Origin of the sequence: Mucilaginibacter sp. 21P, from assembly GCF_019331605.1 — a bacterium.
Classification (GTDB): domain Bacteria; phylum Bacteroidota; class Bacteroidia; order Sphingobacteriales; family Sphingobacteriaceae; genus Mucilaginibacter; species Mucilaginibacter achroorhodeus.
This window is the reverse complement of record NZ_CP063061.1, coordinates 4,559,958-4,583,502: the sequence shown is the minus strand read 5'-3', so window position 1 is coordinate 4,583,502 and position 23,545 is coordinate 4,559,958. Positions and strand designations below refer to the sequence as shown.

The 23,545-nt window shown below is 45.5% G+C and carries 14 protein-coding genes; 9 read left to right on the top strand and 5 right to left on the bottom strand.

The genetic code is table 11. From position 1 onward, the window contains the following. Window positions 1-84 precede the first annotated feature (84 nt). Genes INP83_RS20370 through INP83_RS20355 form a run of 4 tightly spaced genes read left to right on the top strand, consistent with a single transcriptional unit; the run spans window position 85 to window position 11,376 of the window. The gene (locus INP83_RS20370) at window positions 85-7,992 is read left to right on the top strand and encodes a gliding motility-associated C-terminal domain-containing protein (protein WP_219125710.1); all 7,908 of its coding nucleotides are present in this window, start codon (window positions 85-87) and stop codon (window positions 7,990-7,992) included. Window positions 7,993-8,011: 19 nt separating this feature from the next. Next, the gene (locus INP83_RS20365) at window positions 8,012-9,019 is read left to right on the top strand and encodes a PorP/SprF family type IX secretion system membrane protein (protein WP_219125709.1); all 1,008 of its coding nucleotides are present in this window, start codon (window positions 8,012-8,014) and stop codon (window positions 9,017-9,019) included. 11 nt (window positions 9,020-9,030) lie between these two features. Then, a complete protein-coding gene (locus INP83_RS20360) occupies window positions 9,031-11,013 on the top strand; it encodes an OmpA family protein (RefSeq protein WP_219125708.1) in 1,983 nt (660 codons plus the stop codon). Window positions 11,014-11,037: 24 nt separating this feature from the next. Beyond that, a complete protein-coding gene (locus tag INP83_RS20355) occupies window positions 11,038-11,376 on the top strand; it encodes a hypothetical protein (protein WP_219125707.1) in 339 nt (112 codons plus the stop codon). 50 nt (window positions 11,377-11,426) lie between these two features. On the opposite strand, the gene INP83_RS20350 is transcribed toward INP83_RS20355, so the two are convergent. The 3 genes from INP83_RS20350 to INP83_RS20340 all read right to left on the bottom strand — a co-directional run bounded on the left by INP83_RS20350 (window position 11,427) and on the right by INP83_RS20340 (window position 13,814). After that, window positions 11,427-11,831 (bottom strand): response regulator, encoded by a 405-nt coding sequence (locus INP83_RS20350; RefSeq protein WP_146272748.1) that lies wholly within the window; start codon window positions 11,829-11,831, stop codon window positions 11,427-11,429. Further along, window positions 11,831-13,426, bottom strand: a complete 1,596-nt coding sequence (locus INP83_RS20345) for an ATP-binding protein (protein ID WP_219125706.1) — start codon at window positions 13,424-13,426, stop codon at window positions 11,831-11,833. The genes INP83_RS20350 and INP83_RS20345 overlap by 1 nt, the downstream gene beginning before the upstream one ends. Before the next feature lie 187 nt (window positions 13,427-13,613). Further along, the gene (locus tag INP83_RS20340) at window positions 13,614-13,814 is read right to left on the bottom strand and encodes a YtxH domain-containing protein (RefSeq protein ID WP_146272752.1); all 201 of its coding nucleotides are present in this window, start codon (window positions 13,812-13,814) and stop codon (window positions 13,614-13,616) included. A 297-nt stretch (window positions 13,815-14,111) separates the two neighbouring features. Between INP83_RS20340 and INP83_RS20335 the strand changes: the two genes are divergently transcribed. Together INP83_RS20335 and INP83_RS20330 are read left to right on the top strand one after the other, a co-directional pair. Further along, entirely contained in the window at window positions 14,112-15,125 is a 1,014-nt protein-coding gene (locus tag INP83_RS20335; protein WP_219125705.1) for an NAD(P)-dependent oxidoreductase, read from the top strand. 53 nt (window positions 15,126-15,178) lie between these two features. Beyond that, window positions 15,179-15,367, top strand: coding sequence for a hypothetical protein (locus tag INP83_RS20330; protein ID WP_146272756.1), 189 nt, complete (start codon window positions 15,179-15,181; stop codon window positions 15,365-15,367). A gap of 149 nt (window positions 15,368-15,516) precedes the next feature. Here the strand turns inward: INP83_RS20330 and INP83_RS20325 are convergent, their stop codons facing one another. After that, a complete protein-coding gene (locus INP83_RS20325) occupies window positions 15,517-15,945 on the bottom strand; it encodes a VOC family protein (protein WP_219125704.1) in 429 nt (142 codons plus the stop codon). A gap of 46 nt (window positions 15,946-15,991) precedes the next feature. After that, the gene (gldB, locus tag INP83_RS20320) at window positions 15,992-17,038 is read right to left on the bottom strand and encodes a gliding motility lipoprotein GldB (RefSeq protein ID WP_219125703.1); all 1,047 of its coding nucleotides are present in this window, start codon (window positions 17,036-17,038) and stop codon (window positions 15,992-15,994) included. Between the two features lie 73 nt (window positions 17,039-17,111). Here gldB and INP83_RS20315 point away from each other — a divergent pair, with 73 nt between their 5' ends. The 3 genes from INP83_RS20315 to INP83_RS20305 all read left to right on the top strand — a co-directional run bounded on the left by INP83_RS20315 (window position 17,112) and on the right by INP83_RS20305 (window position 23,515). Then, on the top strand, window positions 17,112-18,761 hold the full coding sequence (locus tag INP83_RS20315) for an NAD+ synthase (RefSeq protein WP_219125702.1): 1,650 nt from the start codon (window positions 17,112-17,114) through the stop codon (window positions 18,759-18,761). Window positions 18,762-18,841: 80 nt separating this feature from the next. Next, window positions 18,842-19,456, top strand: coding sequence for a DUF4136 domain-containing protein (locus INP83_RS20310; protein WP_219125701.1), 615 nt, complete (start codon window positions 18,842-18,844; stop codon window positions 19,454-19,456). 294 nt (window positions 19,457-19,750) lie between these two features. Next, a complete protein-coding gene (locus INP83_RS20305) occupies window positions 19,751-23,515 on the top strand; it encodes a S8 family serine peptidase (protein WP_219125700.1) in 3,765 nt (1,254 codons plus the stop codon). The last annotated feature ends 30 nt before the right edge of the window (window positions 23,516-23,545 follow it).

The following is a 23,545-nucleotide window of genomic DNA, read 5'->3' as shown; positions in this document are numbered from 1 at the left end:
GACCAGTAAATGAACAAAGTGCTTTAAGGTTATTCGGTTTTCAAGAGCGTAATTAGGATCAAGATCAAACCTAACACTCTATGCATGAAAACCTCTACCTACTTTAGCAGATTTGTAGCCGTTCTGCTACTACTGCTTTGTACTACTCTCAATGTAATTGCGCAGCGCAACTTCGCTACAACACAGCAAAGCGGCCGTAACGACATTTTGTGTCTCGGTTGTGTTGTTGACAACGCCGCACTTGCCGTTGACGGCAACCTGCAAACCAACTCGGTAATTAGGGTTGGGGTAGGTGTAGCCGCATCAACCTACCAGGAACTTATATTTCCCGGTGCAGCCAAGGTTGCCGCTAACACGCCTGTAACAGTTAAACTGGGCACAGGCGATAATTTGCTGGACCTTACGGTGCTGGGGCGCATAACTATTCGCGCTTACAATGGCAATACACCTGTGGGCGGAGCTATTGCTGCTAATACCCTTTTAACAGCTTTAAGCAACAACAACCAGTTACAGCTTAGCATTACACCAACAGCAACTTACGACAGGATACGCATTACCCTCGGTGGTGGCCTGGTTGGCGCACTAAGCAGCATTTACGTTTACGACGCCTTTTACAACGGGCCGGCAAACGTTGCCTGTAACAACGCGTTCGACGAATTGCATGGGATATCAGCAGGGTTGCTTAACCTTGGTGTTGATGTGGGGGGCGTTGCCAACCCACAAAATGCTATTGATGGTAACATCAATACGGCATCAACCCTTAATGCAGGCATAGCTGCAGTAGGGGCTTACGCACAGCAAACCGTTATTTATGAACGATTATCAACCATAGGCGACTCAGTTCGCCTTACTATGGCTTTGCCGCCTGCGCTGATAGATGCGGGTGTGCTGGCCAACATTTCTATATCAACCTACAACGGCAATACTTACAATAATGATGCTGTTGTTTTTAATTCAGCGTTGATCAACCTCCGTTTGCTCGATCTGGTGAACGGTCGCCGCAGGTTTACCGTAACCTATGCGCCTGCAAAGGCATTTGACAGGGTACAACTGCGCCTTGGCGGCGGTATTGCCAATGTACTATCAAGCCTGAACCTATTTGAGGCCGAAAAGCTGATACCACGACCTGTGATCAGATTCAACAACGTAGTCACTGATAACGCGAATGTTTGTGCCGGCAGCCCGGTATCATTAACGGCTGTTGCAGTGCCTAATACTGTGTTTAAATGGTATACCCAGCCAACCGGCGGTACCGCAGTGTTCACAGGTACAACATTTTCACCAGGTGTGCTTGCTGCTACAACAAGCTACTACGTTTCGGCCATGCGCAACGGATGTACCGATGAATCTGAGCGCACAAAGGTAACCGTGACTGTTAATCCAGTACCGGCTGCACCCGTTGTCGCTAATAATAACTTGTCTGTTTGTCCCGGTGGAACGGTCACTTTTACCGCTACCCCGGTTACGGGCGTATCCATAAAATGGTATGCAACGGCTACCAGCACCACGGTATTAGCAACAGGTAACAGCTTTACTACACCTGCAATAAACGCCACAACAACTTACTTTGCAGAGGCTACCACAGGTGGCGCTTGCCCAAGCCCAACACGTACGCAAGTTACTGCCACGCTAAGTGAGCTACCTGCAGTGCCAACGCTAACGGCCAACAATGTAACTATTTGTACCGGCGATGTGGCTATACTTTCAATAGCTACGCCTGTGGCGGGGCAAACTTACAACTGGTATACCGTAGCAACAGGCGGCACACCTGTTTACACAGGTATTAATTTTACAACACCTGCTTTAACTGCAAATGCAGTTTATTATGCCGCGGCTGTAAGTGCAACTGGCTGCGAAAGCGGCACCCGTGTGCAGGCAAACGTTACAGTATCGCCCAAACCGGCTAACCCAACACTGGCTGCAAGCAACCAAACTATTACGGCTGGCCAAACTGCAACCGTCAGTGTAACCAATGCCCAAACAGGAGTTACTTACAGGTGGTATACATCTGCCAACGCAGCCACCCCTGTATTTACCGGCAATACTTACACCACGCCTGCTTTATTTACCAATACAACCTATTATGTGGCTGCATTTAACGCAGCGGGTTGCGAATCAGCAGCGCGAACATCCATCACCATCAACGTAAACATCAATAATAATTCGCCATGTTCGTTTGCAAACGTGCAAACAAGTAATACTAACGGCCTCTGCGTTGGCTGTTTTGTTGAAAATGGCGCACTTGCTACAGATGCAGATACAACCACTGCTTCAACTTTGCACGTAATAGCGGGTTTATTGGGCGGTTACCAGGAACAAAACCTCGTGTTCCAACAACCGGGCCTCGCGGGCGATACTGTGAAGCTTGTTTTCCGCTCACCCGTCGGTTTGGCGGATGTAAGTTTGCTTGGCCAGATCTCGGTGGCGTTATACAATGGTGGTACACAGGTAGGCAGGTACACGCTTGATAATAATTTACTTACACTGCGCTTATTAGGTCCGGGTAACCGTTACGGTGTTTTCATCCCTGCAACCGGTAATTACGACAGGGTGCAGATCCGCTTAAATGCGGGTGTTGCAGGTTTGCTTACCGCGCTTGATGTTTATTATGCTGTACAGCAGTTCCCTAAACCGGTATTTGGTAATGGCTCGCCGCAAATATGCAGCGGTAGTCCGGCAACGCTAACTGTTACGGCGCCTACTACCGGTACCATCAGCTGGTTTGCCAACCCAACCGGAGGCACTGCGCTTAAAACAGGTCTATCTTATACCACCGCTAACCTAACTGCTACTACTACTTACTATGTGGAGTATAGCCGCGGTACCTGCGTTAGCCCGGTGCGTTATCCTATAACAGTTACTGTAAACAATCCCCCTTCTAAACCAACAGTTGTACCACCAACCACAACCATTACCGCCGGCCAAACTGCTACATTTAAGGCTACCGGTGCTACAGGTACGGTTATCAAATGGTACGAGGCGGCAACCGGCGGCACACCGGTGTTCACGGGTGCAACGTTCACTACACCTGCACTTTCGGCAAACAAAACATATTATGCCGAAGCAGTATTAGGCGATTGCCCATCACCAGACCGTACACCGGCATCGGTTACGGTAACACCGGTTGTGGTGCCTAATGTAACGGTAGTACCGCCAACCCAAGCGGTAGATCCGGGTACATCGGCAACTTTGGTGGCATCATCAACCACACCTAACGTTACCTTTAACTGGTACACGCAGCCAACCGGCGGTACAATCGTATATACCGGCGCAACATTTAACACGCCGTCGGTATTTGCACCAACTACTTACTATGCAGAAGCCGTTACGCAAGCCGGTGTGAGATCTGCAACAAGGGCACCGGGTGCAATTACGCTTAACTCAACGTCTACCAACCCTGTGCCTTGTGGTGCGGCAATTGCACAAACCAATACAGTTGGTGGCGGCCTGCTATGTGCGCTATGTGGTATATCAAACGCAAACGGTGCCGTTGATAACGGCCGTAACACATTTTCTCAATTAAATGTACCTATCGGAGTTTTGGGCGGCTATGCCGATCAGACCTTGAGGTTTGCCAATATTGGCCGTTCAGGCGATAGCATTATTGTGGAAATGGGTATCCCGGGCAGCCTTGCAAGCGTAGGCGTACTATCGCAAATAAGTTTAGCTACATACAATGGCGCTACCTTTAATAATGATAGAACAGCTCTTAACGGTGCATTACTTACCATCACTTTATTAAACAACACCAGCCGTTTCCGCGTGGCATTTAAAGCTACCGCAGATTTCGACAGGGTAGAGGTAAGGTTGAACTCCGGCGTTGCCGGCGTTTTAACCGCATTAAATATTTATGATGCGGCACAATCGGTTGCTGCGCCAACGGTAACAGCTGCAAGTGTTACCGCCTGCGCCGGAACGCAAGCAACACTAAGCGCAACCGCCCCAAGCCACGTTACCATTAAATGGTATACAACTGCAACAGGCGGTACGCCGGTGGCAACAGGTGCAACTTTTAACACACCTGTACTTACATCAAATGTTACTTATTATGCAGAAGCAAGCCGCACAGCCGACGGTTGTGCTCAGGCCGTTCGTACTCCGATAGTAGTTACCGTAACGCCGGCTCCTAATGCGCCGGTGGTAGCTGCGCCAACGGTAACTGTCTGCTCAGGTCAGCCTGCAACATTTACTGCTACCGCCGTAAACGGTGTAACCTTTGCGTTGTACGCTACGCCAACAGGTGGTACACCTTTAGCAACAGGTAACAGCTTTACGACCGGCCCGCTTACCGCTAATACCACATATTACGTAGAAGCACAGGCTGCGGGAGGATGCGGTAGTTCGGCACGTACGCAGGTTACAGCTAATGTAACTGCTACCCCATTGGTACCAACCGTGCAGCAAAGCACCGTACAAACCTGTTCAGGTTCTACAGCTACGCTGACTGCAAGCTCAACCCAGCCGGGCGTTACCTTTAACTGGTACACTACTGCCACAGGTGGAACACCAGTAGCTACCGGCGCCACATTTGTAACGCCTGAGCTTACTGCCAGCAGATCTTATTTTGTGGAGGCTGCTTCAGGCACTTGCGTTAGCACAACCAGGGCTGAGGTTAAGGTTAATGTTAACCCTACACCGGCTGATCCAACAGTTACCATTACCCCGGCTGGCGGACAGATCTCATCAGGCCAAACCGCTTCACTTACAGCTTCATCAACCACTGCGGGTGCTACCTTTAAATGGTATACCTCTGCAACAGGTGGTACCGCAATATTTACCGGGGCAACCTTCACTACCCCTGTATTAACAGCCAATACTACATACTATGTAGAGGCAGTGTTAACGGCAACAGGTTGTACCAGTGCATCGCGCACGCCGGTAACTGTTACGGTAAATCCGATATTCTCAACATCATGTGATTTCGCATCAACTCAATTAACAGATGTAAACGGCGGATTGCTGTGTGTTGGATGTTCAATAACTAATCCTAATAACTCCATAGATACCGACACTACAAACTTTGCCCGCCTAAACATGCCGGTAGCGGTGCTTGGCTCGTATGTGGCCCAGCAACTGATCTTCAGCGATGGCGGCCTGGCAGGTGATAGTGTTACAGTTAAGATAGCTATCCCGGCTACTATTGCTTCGGCAACGGTGCTTAACCAATTACAGATAGCATCTTATAACGGTGGTACATATAACGGCGACAGGATAAACCTGAGCAGCAGCCTTATCGGTTTGCGAGTGCTTGCCGGTGGCCGTACCGCTATTATCAGGTTTGCGCCAAAAGCTGCCTTTGATCGCATCGAAATAAGGTTGAACAGTGCAGTGGCAGCCGTGTTTAACACAGCTGATATTTACTACGCAAGCAAACAGGTTGATGCCCCTATAGTAAATCTATCAACTGTAAATATTTGCTCGGGTTCAACAGCAACATTTACTGTTAACAACCCTAAGGCAGGTGTTACTTACACCTGGTACACCAGTGCTACCGGCAACATAGTAGCAGGTACGGGTGTAAGCTTTACCACACCGGTACTTAATGCTACAACAACCTATTATGTAGGCAGCAGCCGCACATCAAACGGTTGTGCTAACCCTAACCGTGTAGCGGTAACTGCAAACGTAACGCCATCACCGGTTAACCCAACACTAAACCAAACTGCAGCAACTATCTGCGCCGGCGAAACCGTAACCTTTACCGTTACAAACGCAGGTACAGGTACAGTACGCTGGTATAATGCTGCCACAAATGGCACGCTTTTATTCACCGGCGCAAGCTACACCGTAACGCCGCTTGCCAACAGTACTTATTACGCTGAATTAAGCAACGGAACCTGTACAAGCCCATCGCGCACAACAGCTACCGTTACTGTAAATCCGCGCCCGGCTAAACCGGGTGTAGATGCAGCTAACGTACAGGTTTGTACAGGCGGCACTGCAACTTTAAGCGTAACCAACCCAGATGCAGGTGTTACCTACAATTGGTACACCACTGCAACTGCAGGCACTATTGTTTACACAGGTGCAACTGTTACCACTGCGCCGATCAGCCAAAACACAACTTTCTATGTTGAAGCTGTGAACAACGCTGGCGGTTGTGTCAACAATGGTGGCCGCACAGCCGTAGCCGTTACTGTAACCGGAGTTATAGATGCACCTATGCTTAACGCAACTAACACTACAGTTTGTAGTGGCGGATCAGTAACTATCAGCGTTAACAACCCGGTAGCCGGTCAGCAATATAATTTCTATACAGATGTAACTTCGGCCACGCCGGTATTTACAGGTACGAGCTATACGCTTAACAATGTAACTGCAAACGTATCGCTGTTTGTTGAGGCGGTGAGAGGAACCTGTACAAGTGCAACCCGCGCCCGTGCAGATATCACTGTTACACCTGCACCAAATCCGCCGCAGGTACAGGCACCGGCAGGTGGTTTGGTAGCCTGCGATGGTAGCGACTTCACCATCAGTATTGCTAACCCGCAAGCCGATCTGGTTTACAGATGGTACAGCGCTGCGACAGGTGGCACACTGCTTTACACAGGTACCGAGTACACAGTAAATATTTCTGCAACAACAACCTATTATGTTGAAGCTGCAAGCGCAGTCAACTGTAACCCATCAATCCGTACACCGGTTACGGTTACCGTTAGTCCGCTGCCTCCGGATCCAACCGTTACGGCAACAAATGTTGCCGTGTGCTTTGGTAGCAGCGCTACGCTAAGTGTGGCCGCTCCACAAAATGGTATCACTTACAAATGGTACAGCTCGCCGGCACAAACTACCGTATTGTTTACGGGGCCAACCTATGTAACAGATGCTATTACAGCAACTACCAATTTTTATGTAGCTGCGTTTAACAGCAACGGTTGCAGCAGCAGCAACCTGGCCATGGTACAAGTAACCACAAGGCCGGCACCTACGCCACCGGTTATAGCTAACGATGTGCCGGTAACAACCTGTGCAGGTACCAGTGCGGTGCTGAACGTTACCAGTGCGCAGCCGAACTTTACTTATAAATTCTATACCGTTGCTACCGGAGGCACTGCCGTATTCACCGGTACTAATTACACTACGCCGGTATTAAATGCCAATACTATTTATTATGTAGAAGCACTTAATGAAGATGGCTGCCCTTCAGCCACACGTACACAGGTAACGGTTACCGTTAATCAGGGCCCGGCTGTACCGGTAGCATCTGCAAACGGTACGGAAATTTGCCCTAATACCAGCACCACCATTACTGCAACATCAGAAGCAGGCACCACTTTAAAATGGTACGCTGATGCAACAGGTGGAACGGCGCTGTTCACAGGTGCTAACTTCACTACGCCGGTATTAACCAATACCACAACCTACTATGTAGAGGCCGTAAGTACACCTACAGGTTGCGTATCTGCAACACGTGCAGCGGTTACCGTTAAGGTGTTAGGCCCGCTGCCTGCACCGGTGGTAACCGTACAAACCACTACCACATCAAGCGTAACCTTTACTTACAGCGCCATACCTGGTGCAGTAGGCTACGAGTTAAGCCTGGACAATGGTGCTACTTACATAGCACCAAGCTCTGGCGCTAATGGTTTAACGCACACTGTTGGCGGGCTAAACCCTAACCAATCGGTTACCATTGTGGTACGTGCACTGGGTGCAAGTGCCTGTCAATTAAGTGCAAACTCCAACGCGGTTACCGGCACCAGCTCTAATCCGTTTGGCGACGGCATATTTATACCAAACGCCTTTACACCAAATGGCGACGGTAATAACGATGTGCTGTATGTGTACGGTACCAACATCAAGAGCTTAACCTTTGCGGTGTATGATCAGTGGGGCGAACAACAGTTCCGCACTACCAACAAGGCTGCAGGTTGGGATGGCACCTATAAAGGCCGTGCGCAACCGGTTGGCGTTTACGTGTACTACGCAGATGTAACGCTTAACAGCGGGCAGGTAGTCAGGAAAAAAGGTACCGTAACACTAATCAGATAACCTCTCTAAATCTATTCACATGAAAAATAAGATAATAGTAATGATAGCGGTGCTGCTCCAGATAGGAGCAGCCAACCGCCTCTTTGCACAGATAGATCCGCATTTTTCCCAGTATTATGCCTATCCCATGTACCTTAACCCGGCTTTAACAGGGGTTTTTAACGGAGATACGCGTATAACCGGGAATTTCAAGAACCAATATGCATCCATCAACAATGCCTACCAAACAGGTGCCGTTTCTGCCGATTTTCGCCCTACCGACAGGGTTGGTGTTGGGGTTAATATCCTCAACCAGGCTGCGGGTGACATCGGTTATAATTACTTTTCGGCCTATGGCTCGTTCTCTTACAACATCGCTGTATCCAACGACGGTTACAAGAAGGTAAGCTTTGGCGTGCAGGCAGGTGTTATCAATCGCTTTTTTGATGCCAACAAAGCGCAATACGGAAGCCAGTTTAACCCTGCCAGTGGTTTTGACCCATCACTGCCAAGCAACGAGAACTTCCTTAATACCAATGCCACCGTGTTTGATGCCGGCGCGGGTGCTTTCTACTATGATGGAGACCCATCACACAATGCCAATTTCTTCGGTGGGTTCAGTGTATCGCACCTGGCCCGTTCAAAAGATCCCATTGCCACGGCATCAAATACCAGTACCGCACAGCGTTTACCGATGCGCTACACTGCCCACGCAGGTATCCGCTTAAAAATAAACGAGAGTTTTGACCTTGTGCCACATGCCGTGTACATGAAACAACAAAAAGCAGAAGAGAAAGCAGCAGGTGCCTATAGCGAATTTAAGGTTGATGCAGATAAAGGGCTTATACTGGGCGCCATGTACCGCTTTAAAGATGCTGCCATAGCTAACGTAGGTTACCATTTTAATAATATGATCATTGGCGCGAGCTATGATTTCAATACCACGCAAACCCGTTCGGCTTTTGGCCAGGGTGGCATTGAGTTATCCATCAGCTACGTATTCCGCAGACGCATACAGGAGCCGGAACCTATTTGCCCAAGGTTATAATCTTATCGCTTATGAAAAAACTATTAACCATATTATTATTAATTGCGGCAATAGCACCTGTACATGCCCAGTACAGCAAGGATAACCCGCGCGCGCTTGCCGATAAAGCTTTTAACAATAAGGACTATTACGAAGCTGCTTACTACTACCGCAAGGCAGCCGAAGGTATGAGCCTTATTACGCAGCAATCCATCCCATATAGCGGTGGTGGAAAAACCGCTAAAGCAAAGGATGGCAAGGTTAGCGACAAAACCTACATCGCCTATCAACTGGGCGAATCGTACCGTGGATACGAAAATTACCTGGAAGCCGAACCGTGGTATTACCGTGTATTACAAGAAGGCGACGAAGCAAAATTTCCGTTGAGCCGCCTGTGGTATGGTGTATGCCTGCGTGCCAACCAGCATTTTGATGAAGCCATAAAACAGCTTACCGATTTTAATACCAGCTACAAAGGCGATGCAAAGTACCGTTCCATTGCCGATAAAGAGATCACCAATTGCCGGTTTGCAAAGGAACAATATAAATATCCATTACTGATAGATGTTGCAAAACGCAAAGGCCCATGGTTCTCTGATGGATCTGACTACGCCATGTACTTGAAAGATGGCATGAGTTACTTCACGTCATCGAGATTTGCTAAGGATGAGAAAACGCATGTGAACAGGCTTTACATGCTTAGGAATGATGGCAGCGGGCAGCCACAGCAGGTGCAGTTTAAAGATGATGGCAGTATGAAAAGCAAAGAGCTTGAATATGGCACGCCAGCCCTTACACCCGATGGGCAGCATATCTATTTCACGCGCTGGTTTAAGGTGGGCAGCAAATCAACCTATGCTATTTATACCAGCCGCAAAGGTAGCGATGGTGTTTGGGGTGCGCCTGAAAAATTAAATGCTAATGTTAATGCCGATGGCTTTAACTCTATACAACCCTATATCACTACCGATGGCAAACAAATGTACTTTGTATCTACCAAGCCCGGGGGCTACGGTGGCGACGATATCTGGGTAGCCGACCTGGGCGGCGACGGAAGTCCGGTTAATTCTACAAACCTGGGATCAACCGTAAATACCAGCCAAAATGAGCAGGCGCCTTATTACGATGTGCAGAACAAACGCCTGGTTTACAGCTCAAAAGGCTTTACCGGCTTAGGCGGTTTCGATTTTTTTGAAACGATGAATGACAATGGCAGTTGGAGTACTCCGGTAAACATGGGCTACCCAATGAACTCTGCCAAAGACGATCTCTATTACGTACCCGACCCTGCGAATGCCAATAAATTTTACATCAGCTCTGACAGGGAATCTGACTGCTGTTTAAACCTGTTTGAGGCTTATGACAAGCGCCACACACTAAGCGGCCTTGTGGTTGATTGCGATACCCGTAAGGCACTTGCCGGTGTTAAGGTAAGCTTTGTCGATTCGTTAAGTAAGCAAACCATCAAATCACTGGTAACAGATAAAACGGCACGCTACAGCTTTAATGTAAAAACCAGCAGGCCCTACAACCTGGTGCTTGAGAAAGAGGGATACTTCACTAAAGTACTACCGGTGCCGGCAGCTGGCCGCGAAATGCAGGGCGACACCTTGTTCAACCCTGATATATGCCTGCAAGCCTTTAAGAAAGACAAACCTATTGTGATCAACAATGTGCTTTATGATTATGATAAAGCCACCCTTCGCCCGGAATCAAAAACGGTATTGAACGAACTGGTAACCATTATGAAGGATAATCCTAAAATAAAGGTAGAACTGGCTGCCCATACCGACTCTAAAGGCAGCGACAAATACAATATGGCACTATCGCAGCGCCGCGCACAAGCTTGTGTAGACTACATCATTAGCATGGGCGTTGCAGAAGACCGTATTTATGCCAAAGGATACGGCGAGCGCCGCCCGATTGCACCTAACACACTACCAAACGGCAAGGATAATCCTGCCGGCAGACAGCTTAACAGACGTACTGAATTTACTGTGATTAAAGTAGAATAGAAAAAGTAAAGGAGAAGTAAAGCCATGAAAACTAACGCCATTTTTTCAACCAGACCAACCCTTAAAACTAAGGGATTTTCAACGCACCACATTGACATTTTTAACCTGATCCTGCTGGGTAAAACAAATCGCGAAATTAACCAGGTATTAGGTTACACCAAACGGTCGCACGCGGTGGTAGACCACTCGCGCAAGGTAATGTACAAAATACTTGCGCTTGAGGAACTGGGCCGCAAAGACCACCATGACAGGGTTGTTTACCCCCGTAATTACCAGTTTTGGTGGAGAAAGCTGTTGGACAAACACATGGAGACATTGCTGTCTGTAGCAATTGCTCCTGGGTTTTATGACGACAGGGAGTAGTAAGAGGACTCTTTAGTGTGAAGCAACCCCGCGAAGGCGGGGTTGCTTGTTTATGCATGCAGCATGGTTAAAATATCATGCAAATGATCTACCGTTAACGGCTTAACCACAAAGTCTGTTACTAACTCAATTTGTTTTGCTTTGCGGTAATCGTCCTGGTCTATTGATGAGCTTACAATGTAAACAGTAATTTTTTTATTTAAGCCGGGTAACACCGCTGCAAATTCATCCAAGAATTGCCAGCCATCTAACACCGGCATATTCAGATCAAGCAATATCAGGTCCGGCAACTCCCCGTTGTTGTTCATGTTCTCGATTATAAAATCGAGTGCCGCTTTCCCGTTATGGAAAAAGATAGTTTTATCGGCAATGTCTGCTTTGGCAATAATTCGCTTTACTGAAAAGGTGTATATTTCATCATCATCAACTACACACGCAACATTTATTTTTTTCATCAGAATATTATTTTAAAGGTTGATCCGGATCCCGGTATACTTTCTACTTCAATTTTTCCGCCTTGTGATTCTATCTGTGTTTTAACCAGGAACAGACCGACACCATGCGCATCCTTACGGTCGTGGAAGGTTTTGTACAAGCCGAATATTTTTTGGCCGTGTAGTTTAAGGTCTATGCCAACGCCGTTATCAACGCATTCCAAAACGGTTTCAAGTTTATCGTTTTTATAGGTTTTTATAGTGATAAGCAGCGGCCTTTGCGTATCACGATATTTAATAGCATTAGAAATAAGGTTAGTTAAAATACTCTCCAGGTAAATGCGTGGGAAGCTTATCATTTCTACATCTAACTGTAATTCAATCTTCGCATTATTAAAGTTAAGGTCGGATTGAAAGATATCCAGCACCTTCTTCAACTCTATGCCTATGTTAAGCACCTCCCGTTGTATCACTGTATCTTTGATGCGTATCGCTTCAGACAGGTGTTCAAGCGTATCATTAAGCGCTGCGCTTACATTGCTCATCTTATCAAAAAGTTCTTTGTTATTTACATCAAGGCTGTCCGTATCCACTAAGGATGAGATGAGCGCCATATTGCTGGCGTGGTTACGGATATTGTGCGAAAGGATGTGTGTAAAGTTTTTAAGCTGCTGATTATTTAAAGAGGTTAGCTCAAGTGATTTGTTGAGTGCAAATTCCGTTTGTTTATAACGGTCTATATCCATAAATATCCCGCGTAGCTTTACCACTTTGCCATTCTCATCTAACAGCGGTTCCCCGGTCGATCGTACCCAGATAACATTACCTCTCGCGGTCTTCATTTGCAGCTCGTGGTCCCAGCGTGTGTTGTTTTCTATTGCTTCACGCAAAGCATTTTGAGCCTTGGTAAGGTTACTGCCGAAGAAATAGTCGGTAAGTTCAAGTTTATCCAGATCGATATTGTGCGGTATCTCGAAAATATCATATACAGTGTTGCTCCAGGTGCGCTTATGGGTTGTAAGGTCTGTTTCCCAGCCTCCAACACGACTTATGCGGCCAGCCTCTGATAGCAAAAATTCGCTGGCAGCAAGTTTTTCTTCTACCTCGCGGCGCTTTTCAATTTCATCTTCCAGGTCTTTTACCGTGCGTATGTTAACTGCCAGTGGGATTATGCGGTTAAGTGCATAAACAGAAAATATAGAAACAAGGCCTGTGATAAACCTTACCAACGCACTAAAACGGTAGGCAGGCCACCAAAAAATACCTGCATCAATTAAGTGTGTCGTGCCGCATAATAATATGAAGGCCACAAAAAGCAAAAATATTTTGTGGAAGGGGAGGTCCTTACGTTTGCGAACGAGTTTTAATAACAGGATAGGTATCGCAAAATATGCCGCCCATATACTCAGATCAGAAACAATGTATAACCATCCGTGAAAATCTGTCCAGTTGCCGCAATGCCAGCGGGCAGGAAAATCAGCAGTGCTAAACAATTTGCTAAAAAAATCATCTATCTGCTGGCTAAAAGAAGCTTTGGTAGCAGTATGAGCATGCGTTTTTTCGCAATAAACGCCACAAGTTGCTACACTGTCTGTAATTCGGTTAATGTAGATCAAAGGTTAAGAAATAATCTTTAAATATATGTGTAAATCATATCGTTGTAATAAAAATTGTTTCAATTTAAGTGAAAATTTGAGTAGTTAAACAATGGTTAATAATCTGTTAAGCTATACTTAATCGCAGGATTTTTGAACATAAAAAAGCCCCCTGCAAAGCAGGGGGCTCCAATTTTATCTTGAGTTCTTAACCGTTGTACGATCTTACTTTTTCAGCAGCCATATCAACCTTATCTGCAGCAAACTCTTTGGCCTTATCAAACCATTCAGGTGCTTTTTCTCTCAGGTCATCCAATACAGAGCGGCCATCCTCGTCTCTTTTTTTCATTAGGTAGTTAACGCCTAAACCTACCGCTGCGCCAATCGCTATAAATCTTATTAAGCCCATGATGTTTTTTGTTTAAGTAAATGATATTAAAGAAATTACAACTATAGTGCCAAAGCAGATTGAGGCAGCACCGGCAGGGCAGTAAAAAAACTTGTTAAATAGTTAAATAAGCATAATTTTATACCGTGTAAACTCGCCATGTTTTTGAACAAAACGGGAAATTAAATCAACACGTATTGATATTGTAAAAGCGTTTGTGCCTGTAGTATAGAGGTTTACAAGATGCGGTGTTGGCGGCCTGGTTTTTGCAAATATTTACACAAACAATAGTAAGTAAATTAAGATACCACATTAGTTATGATCACTTCATTAGTAACCGGCGGTGCCGGCTTTATCGGTTCGCACGTGGCAAGGCATTGTTTAGCACTTGGGCATAAAGTTATAGTGCTTGATGACCTTAGCGGAGGTTTTGAAGACCATATACCGGCAGGAGTAGAGTTTGTTGAAGGCTCAATCAATGATGTCGCCTTATTAGAAAGCCTTTTTGAGAAGCACAGATTTGATTATGTGTACCACCTGGCAGCTTATGCAGCCGAGGGCTTATCGCACTTTATCCGCAGGTTTAATTATAATAATAACCTTATTGGCTCGGTCAATCTTATCAACCTTTCGGTATTATATAAAGTAAAGTGTTTTATATTTACCTCATCAATTGCGGTATATGGCGCAGGCCAGTTGCCAATGCTGGAAAGCATGGTACCACAGCCAGAAGATCCTTACGGTGTAGCTAAATATGCTGTTGAGATGGACCTTAAGGCAGCTCACCATATGTTTGGTTTAAATTATGTGATCTTCCGCCCGCATAACGTTTATGGCGAGAATCAGAACATCGGTGATAAATACCGTAACGTAATAGGTATCTTCATGAACCAGATAATGCAGGAAAAGCCGATGACCATTTTTGGCGATGGCGAACAAACCCGCGCGTTTAGTTATATTGATGACGTTGCACCGCATATTGCCAATTGCGTAAATGTACCTGCATCCTACAACGAGGTATTTAACGTTGGCGCTGACAAGCCTTACACAGTAAATGAGCTGGTGCAGGTAGTGGCTGATGAATTAGGTGTTGAACCTAAAGTTACCCACCTTGAAGCCCGTAAAGAAGTGATGCACGCGCATAGCGACCACTCAAAAGCTGCCGGAGTATTTGGTGCAAATAAAAATGTAAGCCTAAAAGAGGGTATATCTAAAATGGCTGCCTGGGCAAAGGTAGTTGGATCACGCGCCAGTGCCGAATTTGAGAACATTGAAATTGAGGAAAACCTGCCGCAAGGTTGGAGCAAAAAAGAAAAGGCAATTAATTCTTAATAGCTATCTGTTTTTCAACAAACATTTATATTTTTGCGACAAATAATTTTGTAATGGCACAATCAACTCAAAACGCAAATTCAGAGAAACATTATATAGCTTTAATTATTGCTGTAGCTATTGGTTTGGTAGGTGTTTTCATCCGCTTTGCCGATTTTAAACTTGCATCTGCAGTTGGTAATATACTTATGGTAGTTGGTACTATCTTCGTACTAAGAGCCGTATTCGCTATAATGAAGTAAATTTATCGTCTTTAAATATTAAAAGCGCTACCGAAAACGGTGGCGCTTTTTTGTTTTAAAACCCAGTGCCATTGCGAGTGGTAGCGCGGTAATCTGAGCAGCATTAAGCACAATTGAGCAGATAATCGACAAGCTATAACTGACAAGGTTTACAAACTCTCGTCAAACTCAACTATCCACTCGATGCCATACTTATCCCTGAACATGCCGGCATAAGTGCCCCATGGGGTATCGCCAATATCGCCTTCCACCTCACCGCCTGCTGATAGTCCGCTAAAGATCTTATCGGCCTCATCGCGGCTTTCGGTGCTCACCACAATTTTTGAACGGTTCTCGCTTTCATTTACAGGGCCCATAAATTCGGGCACATCATTAGCGATCAATACGTTTTGCTTGCCGATTGGCAGGGCAATGTGCATTATCTTGTTCTCGTCCTTTTCGTCTATCTTGAATTCTTCGCTTGCCAGATCCTTAAACCGAACGATCTTGCTGAATTCGCCTCCGAAAACGGACCTGTAAAAGTTGAATGCTTCTTCGGCATTGCCGTTAAAGTTTATCCATGGGTTAATTGCTCTCATTTAAATGATTTATTTAATTGGTGGGTACTATCAATAAAAGTAAGCTTTATTCTTTAGCATTTTTAGGCCGGTATTTAGATTCGTTGAGTATTTTTTGTGCGTTGCGGTCGGCCATTAGCTGGGGTAGTGTAACGTCAGGGTGTTTATCCATGTAGGCCCTCACAATTTGCCATCCCGTCCAAACGCCCAATTTGGGTGCCGATTCATTATTGTCACCCAGTCCCGGGGTAAATGGTGCTTCCGTTAAATATTTCTGTATTTTCTGATAATCGGTTTCGTAAAGCAGGTTTTCTTCTAAAAAATACCCCCAAATATTTCCCTTGAAATCGTCGCACCATTTCAATTGCTTATTAGTATAACCAATCTTAGTTGAGTCTGGTACGTTAGGGAGCGTTTGGTCCATAAAGTACAGGATTTTGCCATTGTAGATCATTTTCGCCAGCAGCGAGTTGTCAGCGTCGTTCTCGGGGAACATATCTTCACGTGCAATTCCTTCCACCACCCGCGGTGTAATATTGTCCGGTGTAAACCTGCGTGATATATAATGCGGGAAGTTTTGCGTTAATGCCGGGTAAAATCTGGAGTCGGCTCCTAAAAAAAGATCCAGGCCTATGCCAAAATAACCATCACCTATGGTAGTTTGCGCCTGAAAGCCCGAGAAGTAAGCGTACACCTTTGGCAGGTTCTTTTTGGGGAAGTAATATTTTATCCGCTTAAAAGCGTCTGTAAGTTCAGCGTTTTGTTTATCCATATTTGGGTAGGCTGCGTCAACGTCATGCTTAAGGTCCAGGTAGGCCTTCCCTGCAAATACCTGTCTTAAAACCGAAAAGTAAGCCGTGTCTTGTGCACTACCGGCTTTAAGCACCCTTTCAATAAAATCCTGGTAGAATTTACCATATTTGGTATAAAGTACACCCGCCTGCTGGTCCATGGGTTTCGTGCGCATTTGGTCGAAATCTTTATCAAAGCGCTCTATCTTAACCGTTACTGGTATGTTGCTAACGTCTATATCTTTACGGCGTTTGCATGCACTAAAGGCGAGGCAAAAAGCAAAACTTGCATAAATGACGGTTGTTTTAAAGGAATAAGGCATCGTTATTGACGTTTTAGCAAAAATAATTTTTTTATTTGTACGCGGCCCACGCACGCGCAGTTATATCCAAACTATGAAATTAGCATTAGCACAGTTGAACTACCATATTGGTAATTTTGAATCGAACACCGGTAAGATCATAAATACTATTAAACAGGCCAAGCAAAACGGTGCCGACCTGGTGGTTTTTTCTGAACTGTGTGTGTGCGGTTACCCGGCTCGCGACTTTTTAGAATTTAAAGAGTTTATTGAACTATGCGATGCCGCTGCCCAAAATATTGCCGCTGAGTGCGAAGATATAGCCTGCATAATTGGCCTGCCAACGCCCAACCATAATCCCGAAGGGAAGGACCTTAACAATTCGGCGTACTTTATTGAAAATGGTGAAGTTAAGGCTGTTGTTAACAAAGCGCTATTGCCTAATTACGATATTTTCGATGAATACCGCTACTTTGAGCCCTCAACATCTTTTAATTGTATTGATTTTAAGGGTAAGCGCATAGCACTAACCATTTGCGAAGATCTTTGGAATACCATTGAGAATCCGCTTTACATTACTCGGCCGATGGATGAGCTTATCAAACAGAACCCGGATGTGATGATCAATATTGCTGCATCACCTTTTGCCTACAACCACGACGAAGAGCGTATTGCCATTTTAAGCGACAACGCCCGCCGCTATAATTTGCCGCTGTTTTACGTTAACCATGTGGGTGCACAAACAGAACTGATATTTGACGGTGGCTCGCTGGTTTTTAACCGTGCAGGCGAAGCTGTTGATGAGATGCCTTACTTTGTTGAGCATTTGGCATATTATGATCTGGGCGATGAAGGTGATATCACCTTTGAGCATCAAACTACTTTAAAAGCTAATAGAGATAGCGACATACAGCAGATACATGATGGCCTGGTGTTAGGTATTAAGGATTATTTTCAAAAATCCGGTTTCAAGCAAGCTATCCTGGGCTTATCCGGCGGGATAGATTCTGCCGTGGTTTGTGCCCTGGCAGCAGAAGCTTTAGGGCCTGACAATGTGATGGCAGTAATGCTGCCTTCAAAATTCTCTACCGATCACTCTCTCAAAGATGCTGAAGACCTGGTGAACAACCTGGGTTGCAGATCTGAAGTGATCGCTATTGCCAAAATCACTGATGCCTTTGAGGAAGCCTTGCATCCGCAGTTTAAAAATCTGCCGTTTAATATAGCCGAAGAGAATATTCAATCGCGTAGCCGCGCCATTCTGCTGATGGCCATGACCAATAAGTTTGGTTATATATTGCTGAATACATCTAATAAAAGTGAGGTGGCAGTTGGTTATGGTACCTTGTATGGCGATATGTGCGGTGGTATATCAGTTATTGGCGATGTTTTTAAAACGCAGGTTTTCCAACTAGCGCGCTATATTAATCGCGAAAGAGAGATCATTCCGGAGAATACGATCATCAAACCGCCTTCTGCAGAGTTAAGGCCCGATCAAAAGGATACAGATTCATTACCGGAGTATGATATACTGGACGCCATACTGTCGCAGTATGTTGAACATCGTTGCTCATCAGCAGAGATCATCAAACAAGGGTTTGATGAGGCAACTGTGCGTAAAGTGCTGCGTTTGGTGAATATTGCCGAACATAAACGTTACCAAACACCACCAATTTTAAGGGTATCGCCAAAGGCGTTTGGCATGGGCAGGCGCATGCCGATAGTAGGGAAATATCTAACCTAAAATATTTTTTCTATAAAGCATAAATTGGTTAAACCTTTGCATTACTTTCAGTCTAATAGACTATAAATTTTATTGACGTCATGAAAAGATATATCTACCTGGTGTTGGTAGTAGCATTTGTATCAACACTATCTGCCTGCAGCAGCTACAACTATTACACTGCAGCAGCCAACAAAACCAACTTAAGCGGTTACCGTACATTTGCACTTACAGGGCCTATGCAATCGCCAAACAAGCAGTGGCGCCCTTTAAATGAAATAGGTAACGGCCGCATACAGGAAGCAACCAAAGAGGCATTGATTGCCAAAGGCTTGGTTCCGCAACAACAAAACCCTGATCTTTTAGTACGTTATGCAACGGTTACCGGCCGCGGCACAAAATGGGAAACCTATTATCCTTACTACGGTGGTGGTTGGGGCTGGGGTTATGGCTGGGGCTGGGGTGGCTTCTATCGCCCATGGGGCTGGAGAGGTTACTACGGCGGTTTATACGGGCCGGGCTACACCCAAAAAGTTCAATATAAAGAAGGCACAATTATCATTGACCTGATAGATGCCCGTACCCAACAAATTGTATGGCGTGGTTACGGCGTAGGGGAATTACAAAATCCTAAGAGGACGATGAATGATATACCTAAGGTGGTAGACGGTATTATCAAACAATTGAATTTGACCCCGCCAATGAGAAGGTCTTAATAAATACATTGAAAAAAAAGGAGCGCTAACGATAGCGCTCCTTTTTTATTTGTAATCGTTTTTCGACTTAGTTCTATATTTTTTTATAATGTTAAAAGGTAACATATTTCCCATTGTGGGAAAATTTTTACCCAATTCGAGGTCGGTTAACGAAGAGCTTCGTTTTAAATAGTTGCTCGAATGCTTACTAAAGCTTTATAGCTGATAACTGTTATACATAAGGCAAATTTTGAGCCATTGCTAAAACTTCATGAAAAAGGTATAAATTTAAGCCGCTAAACACCCGCGCTTATTTTGAAAAAGTACCTGGCCCTTATAGCCATTATTGTTTTAACGGCCTGTACAGCTAATGTTATGGGGCAAAAATTGCCTTTGCCCATCACTAATACACAAAAACTTAACGCTATATCAGTTCAGGCTAAGCAAAACTTTACAGCAAGTTACGCTAAAGCCGTATCACTGGCTAAACAAAATGGCTGGCCGGTAAAAAGAATTAACAAAGCCGGCAACCTGGTGATACTGCAAGGGCTTGATGGGCGCGGATTTCCTATATTTTTATCAACCCACAACAATACTATCGCTGCGGCAACAACCGGTACTAATACGGTGCAGCCGGGTGGTTCGCTTAATCTCAACCTGTCTGGCAGCAGCAGTTTTTTAAATGGTAAGCTGGGTATTTGGGATGGTGGCAGCGTTTATGCCGGGCATCGAGAGTTTGCTGGTAAAAACATCACCTTAAACAATTCATCTGCCGGCGTTGCAGATCACTCTACACACGTAGCTGGTACCATGCTGGCGAAAGGTGTATATGCGCCTGCTAAAGGTATGGCCTTTGATGCTTCCACCTTATCGTCATGGGATTTTGATAACGATGTTTCAGAAATGAGCGGCGCGGCTGCAGGGCTGTTACTATCAAACCACTCTTATGGTGACGTAGGTGGCTGGGATTATAACAGTACCGACCAACGCTGGGAATGGTACGGTTTGCCCGGCGATAACGAAGATTATTTGTTTGGCTTTTATGACTCACGTACCCGCGACTGGGACCAGATAGCGTATAATGCACCGTATTATTTAATAGTAGAGTCGGCAGGTAACTCACGTACCAGCAACGGCCCTGCTGTCGGTATAAACTACTATGGCTATAAAAGCCGAACAGATCCTACCTTCGAGAACAAGGGGCCGCGCCCATCAACCATCAGCAGTAATGATGGTTATGATATTATCACCACAACAGGTACTGCCAAAAACATCTTAACGGTAGGTTCGGTGGGGCAATTGCCAAACGGACCAGGCAGCAGGCAGGATATATCCATATCGGCTTTTAGTAGCTGGGGGCCGACGGATGATGGGCGTGTTAAACCGGATATTGTTGGCTGCGGCGAACAGATACTTTCAACCGGAACAAGTAATCCCAGTTTTTATTACTACTCGTCTGGTACATCAATGGCGGCGCCTAACGTAACCGGTTCTCTTTATTTGTTGCAGGAGTATTACGCTCAAAAAAACGGTGGTGCCCTTATGCGCGCAGCAACGCTTAAAGGGTTAGCTTGCCATACTGCATTTGATGCAGGGAATGTTGGTCCGGATTATGTTTATGGATGGGGATTACTGGACATGAAAGCTGCAGCGCAAGCTATAACTGATAGTAAGTTTAAAAGCCTGATAAACGAAGAAGTGCTGGCACAGGGACAAACCCGCACGCTTGAAGTTACTGCTTCGGGTGTTGGGCCGCTTGAAATTTCTATATCATGGACTGATCCGGAAGGTACACCAACTGCAGACGGGGTGATCAACAACCGTACACCTAAATTGGTGAATGACCTTGACATTCGCGTAAGCGACGGCCAAACCACTTATTCACCCTGGGTGCTCACGCCGGATAATCCTTCGGCAGCAGCTACCACGGGAGATAATATCAGAGATAATATTGAACAGGTTTACATTTCTGATGCCATTCCCGGGAAAAAATACACCATAACCATAACACATAAGGGAACGTTAAAATCGGGCAGCCAGGCTTATGCTTTAATAGCTACCGGCATTGGAGGCAGCCCGTATTGTGCATCGGCACCGCTGTCAAGTGCTGATTCTAAGATCAGTAACTTTACCCTCGCCAACATCAATAAAACCGCCACTGCCGGATGTACCAGTTATATTGATAACACCAACTTAACGGCGCAACTGGAAGTGGGGAAAACTTATCCGTTCAGCATCACATTAGGTACGTGCGGCGGTAATTTTAACAAAATAGCCAAGATATTTATAGACTGGAACGGCAATGGCGTATTTGATACCAATGAAACGGTAGCAACTTCAACTGTTATAAACGGAACTGCAAGCTTCTCAGGAAATATTGCCGTGCCTATTTCGGCCTCGATAGGGAATACCACACTTTTACGAATAGTTTTAAGCGAAACCAACGATGCTTCAACAATAACCCCATGTGGTAATTATGCTAAGGGCGAAACCCAGGATTATCTTGTACAGATCTTAAAACCATCTGTTGATGCAGGTGCAACGGCCATTGTAAATAGCCTTGAAGGTGTTACCTGTGCATCATCCGTGGCCGTAAAGGTAAGGCTTAAGAACTTCGGCAGCACCACCATAACCGATATCCCAGTAACGGCAAGGGTTACTGCACCTAATGGTGCAATAACCAATTTCAGTGAGACCTATACGGGCACGCTTGATCCGGATGAAGAGGAGGACTTTACTTTTAGCGGTAAATTTAATACCCGTCCCGGCAGCGATTACACGGTTACAGCAACCACTAACGTTCCGGGTGATCCATTGTCATCAAATAATTCGGTAACCGGAACTATTGAAGTTGGTACACCTCCGTCTGTGGATGGATCCAATCTGCAGGCTTACTACTGTATCAACACAAAATCTTATGAGTTGAGCGGCGGTGGTGATGGGCAAATATTTTGGTATGCGGCAGCAAACAGTACACTACCATTAGGCACCGGCTCACCTGCTACTATTACCACAGCACCTGTAAATAACACTTTCTATGCAGGGTTAAATGATTTTAGTGCAAAGATTGGACTAACAACTAAAAGTGCCGGCCCGGCGGGTGGTTACAATCAATTTTCGCCAGGTGTAAGGTTTACCACGCAGGCACCTATGGTTATTGAGAGTGCGCGGTTATACATAGGTACATCGGGCAAAATCACCTTTACGGCAACAAATGATAATGGCGAAGTGGTTTCAACAACAACCATAAATGTTGCAAAAACCCGTACAACTACTACTGCTCCTAATTTGCCTGCGGTTGAATTGGCCGATGATCCGCTTGACCAGGGAAGAGTTTACACATTAAATTTAGTACTGCCTGCAGCAGGCAATTACACCATAACGCCAAGTTATTTGAACGGTGCTTCACTTTACAGAAATAAGGGGTCAGGTATCAGCTATCCGTTTACTGCCGGCAACATTGTTAAGCTAACAGGGAATAGTGCAACATCAAGTGCACCTGAAACCGATACGGCTTATTACAAGGGCATGTATTATTATTTTTATGATATACAGCTTCGCAGCCCCGGCTGTGCATCAACACAGCGAGCCCCGGTTACGGTTGCAAAGCCGGTAATAACCCAAAATGGGGATGATCTGCAGGTAAACCTTTCCGGTGAATTGCAATGGTTTTTAAATGGCGAAACTATAGCAGGCGCTACTAATCAAAAGTATACGCCACTTAAGGGGGGTATTTACACTGTTCAGTTAACGCTTGGCACAGGTTGCGTTGCCCAGTCTGATGGGTTTGATTTCCGGCTGGTGGCTAAAAATCCTGATAAGTCTGAAATAGGATTAACGGTTTTTCCGGTTCCGGCTGATGATTACGTCAATGTGGTTTTTAACACAACGCAAGGAGGCGATCTTCGGTTGTCATTGATAAACAGCGCCGGGCAAACGGTATATCAAAGCAATAGGAAAATAACAACAGGTAATTTTAATGCCGATATCAATACATCAGCACTTGTACCTGGCACCTACGTGGTAAACATTAAACTTGGGGATAAACAATATTCGCGCAAGATAGTGGTACTCCATTAACAAAAGAGCCGCCTGTTTGGGCGGCTCTTT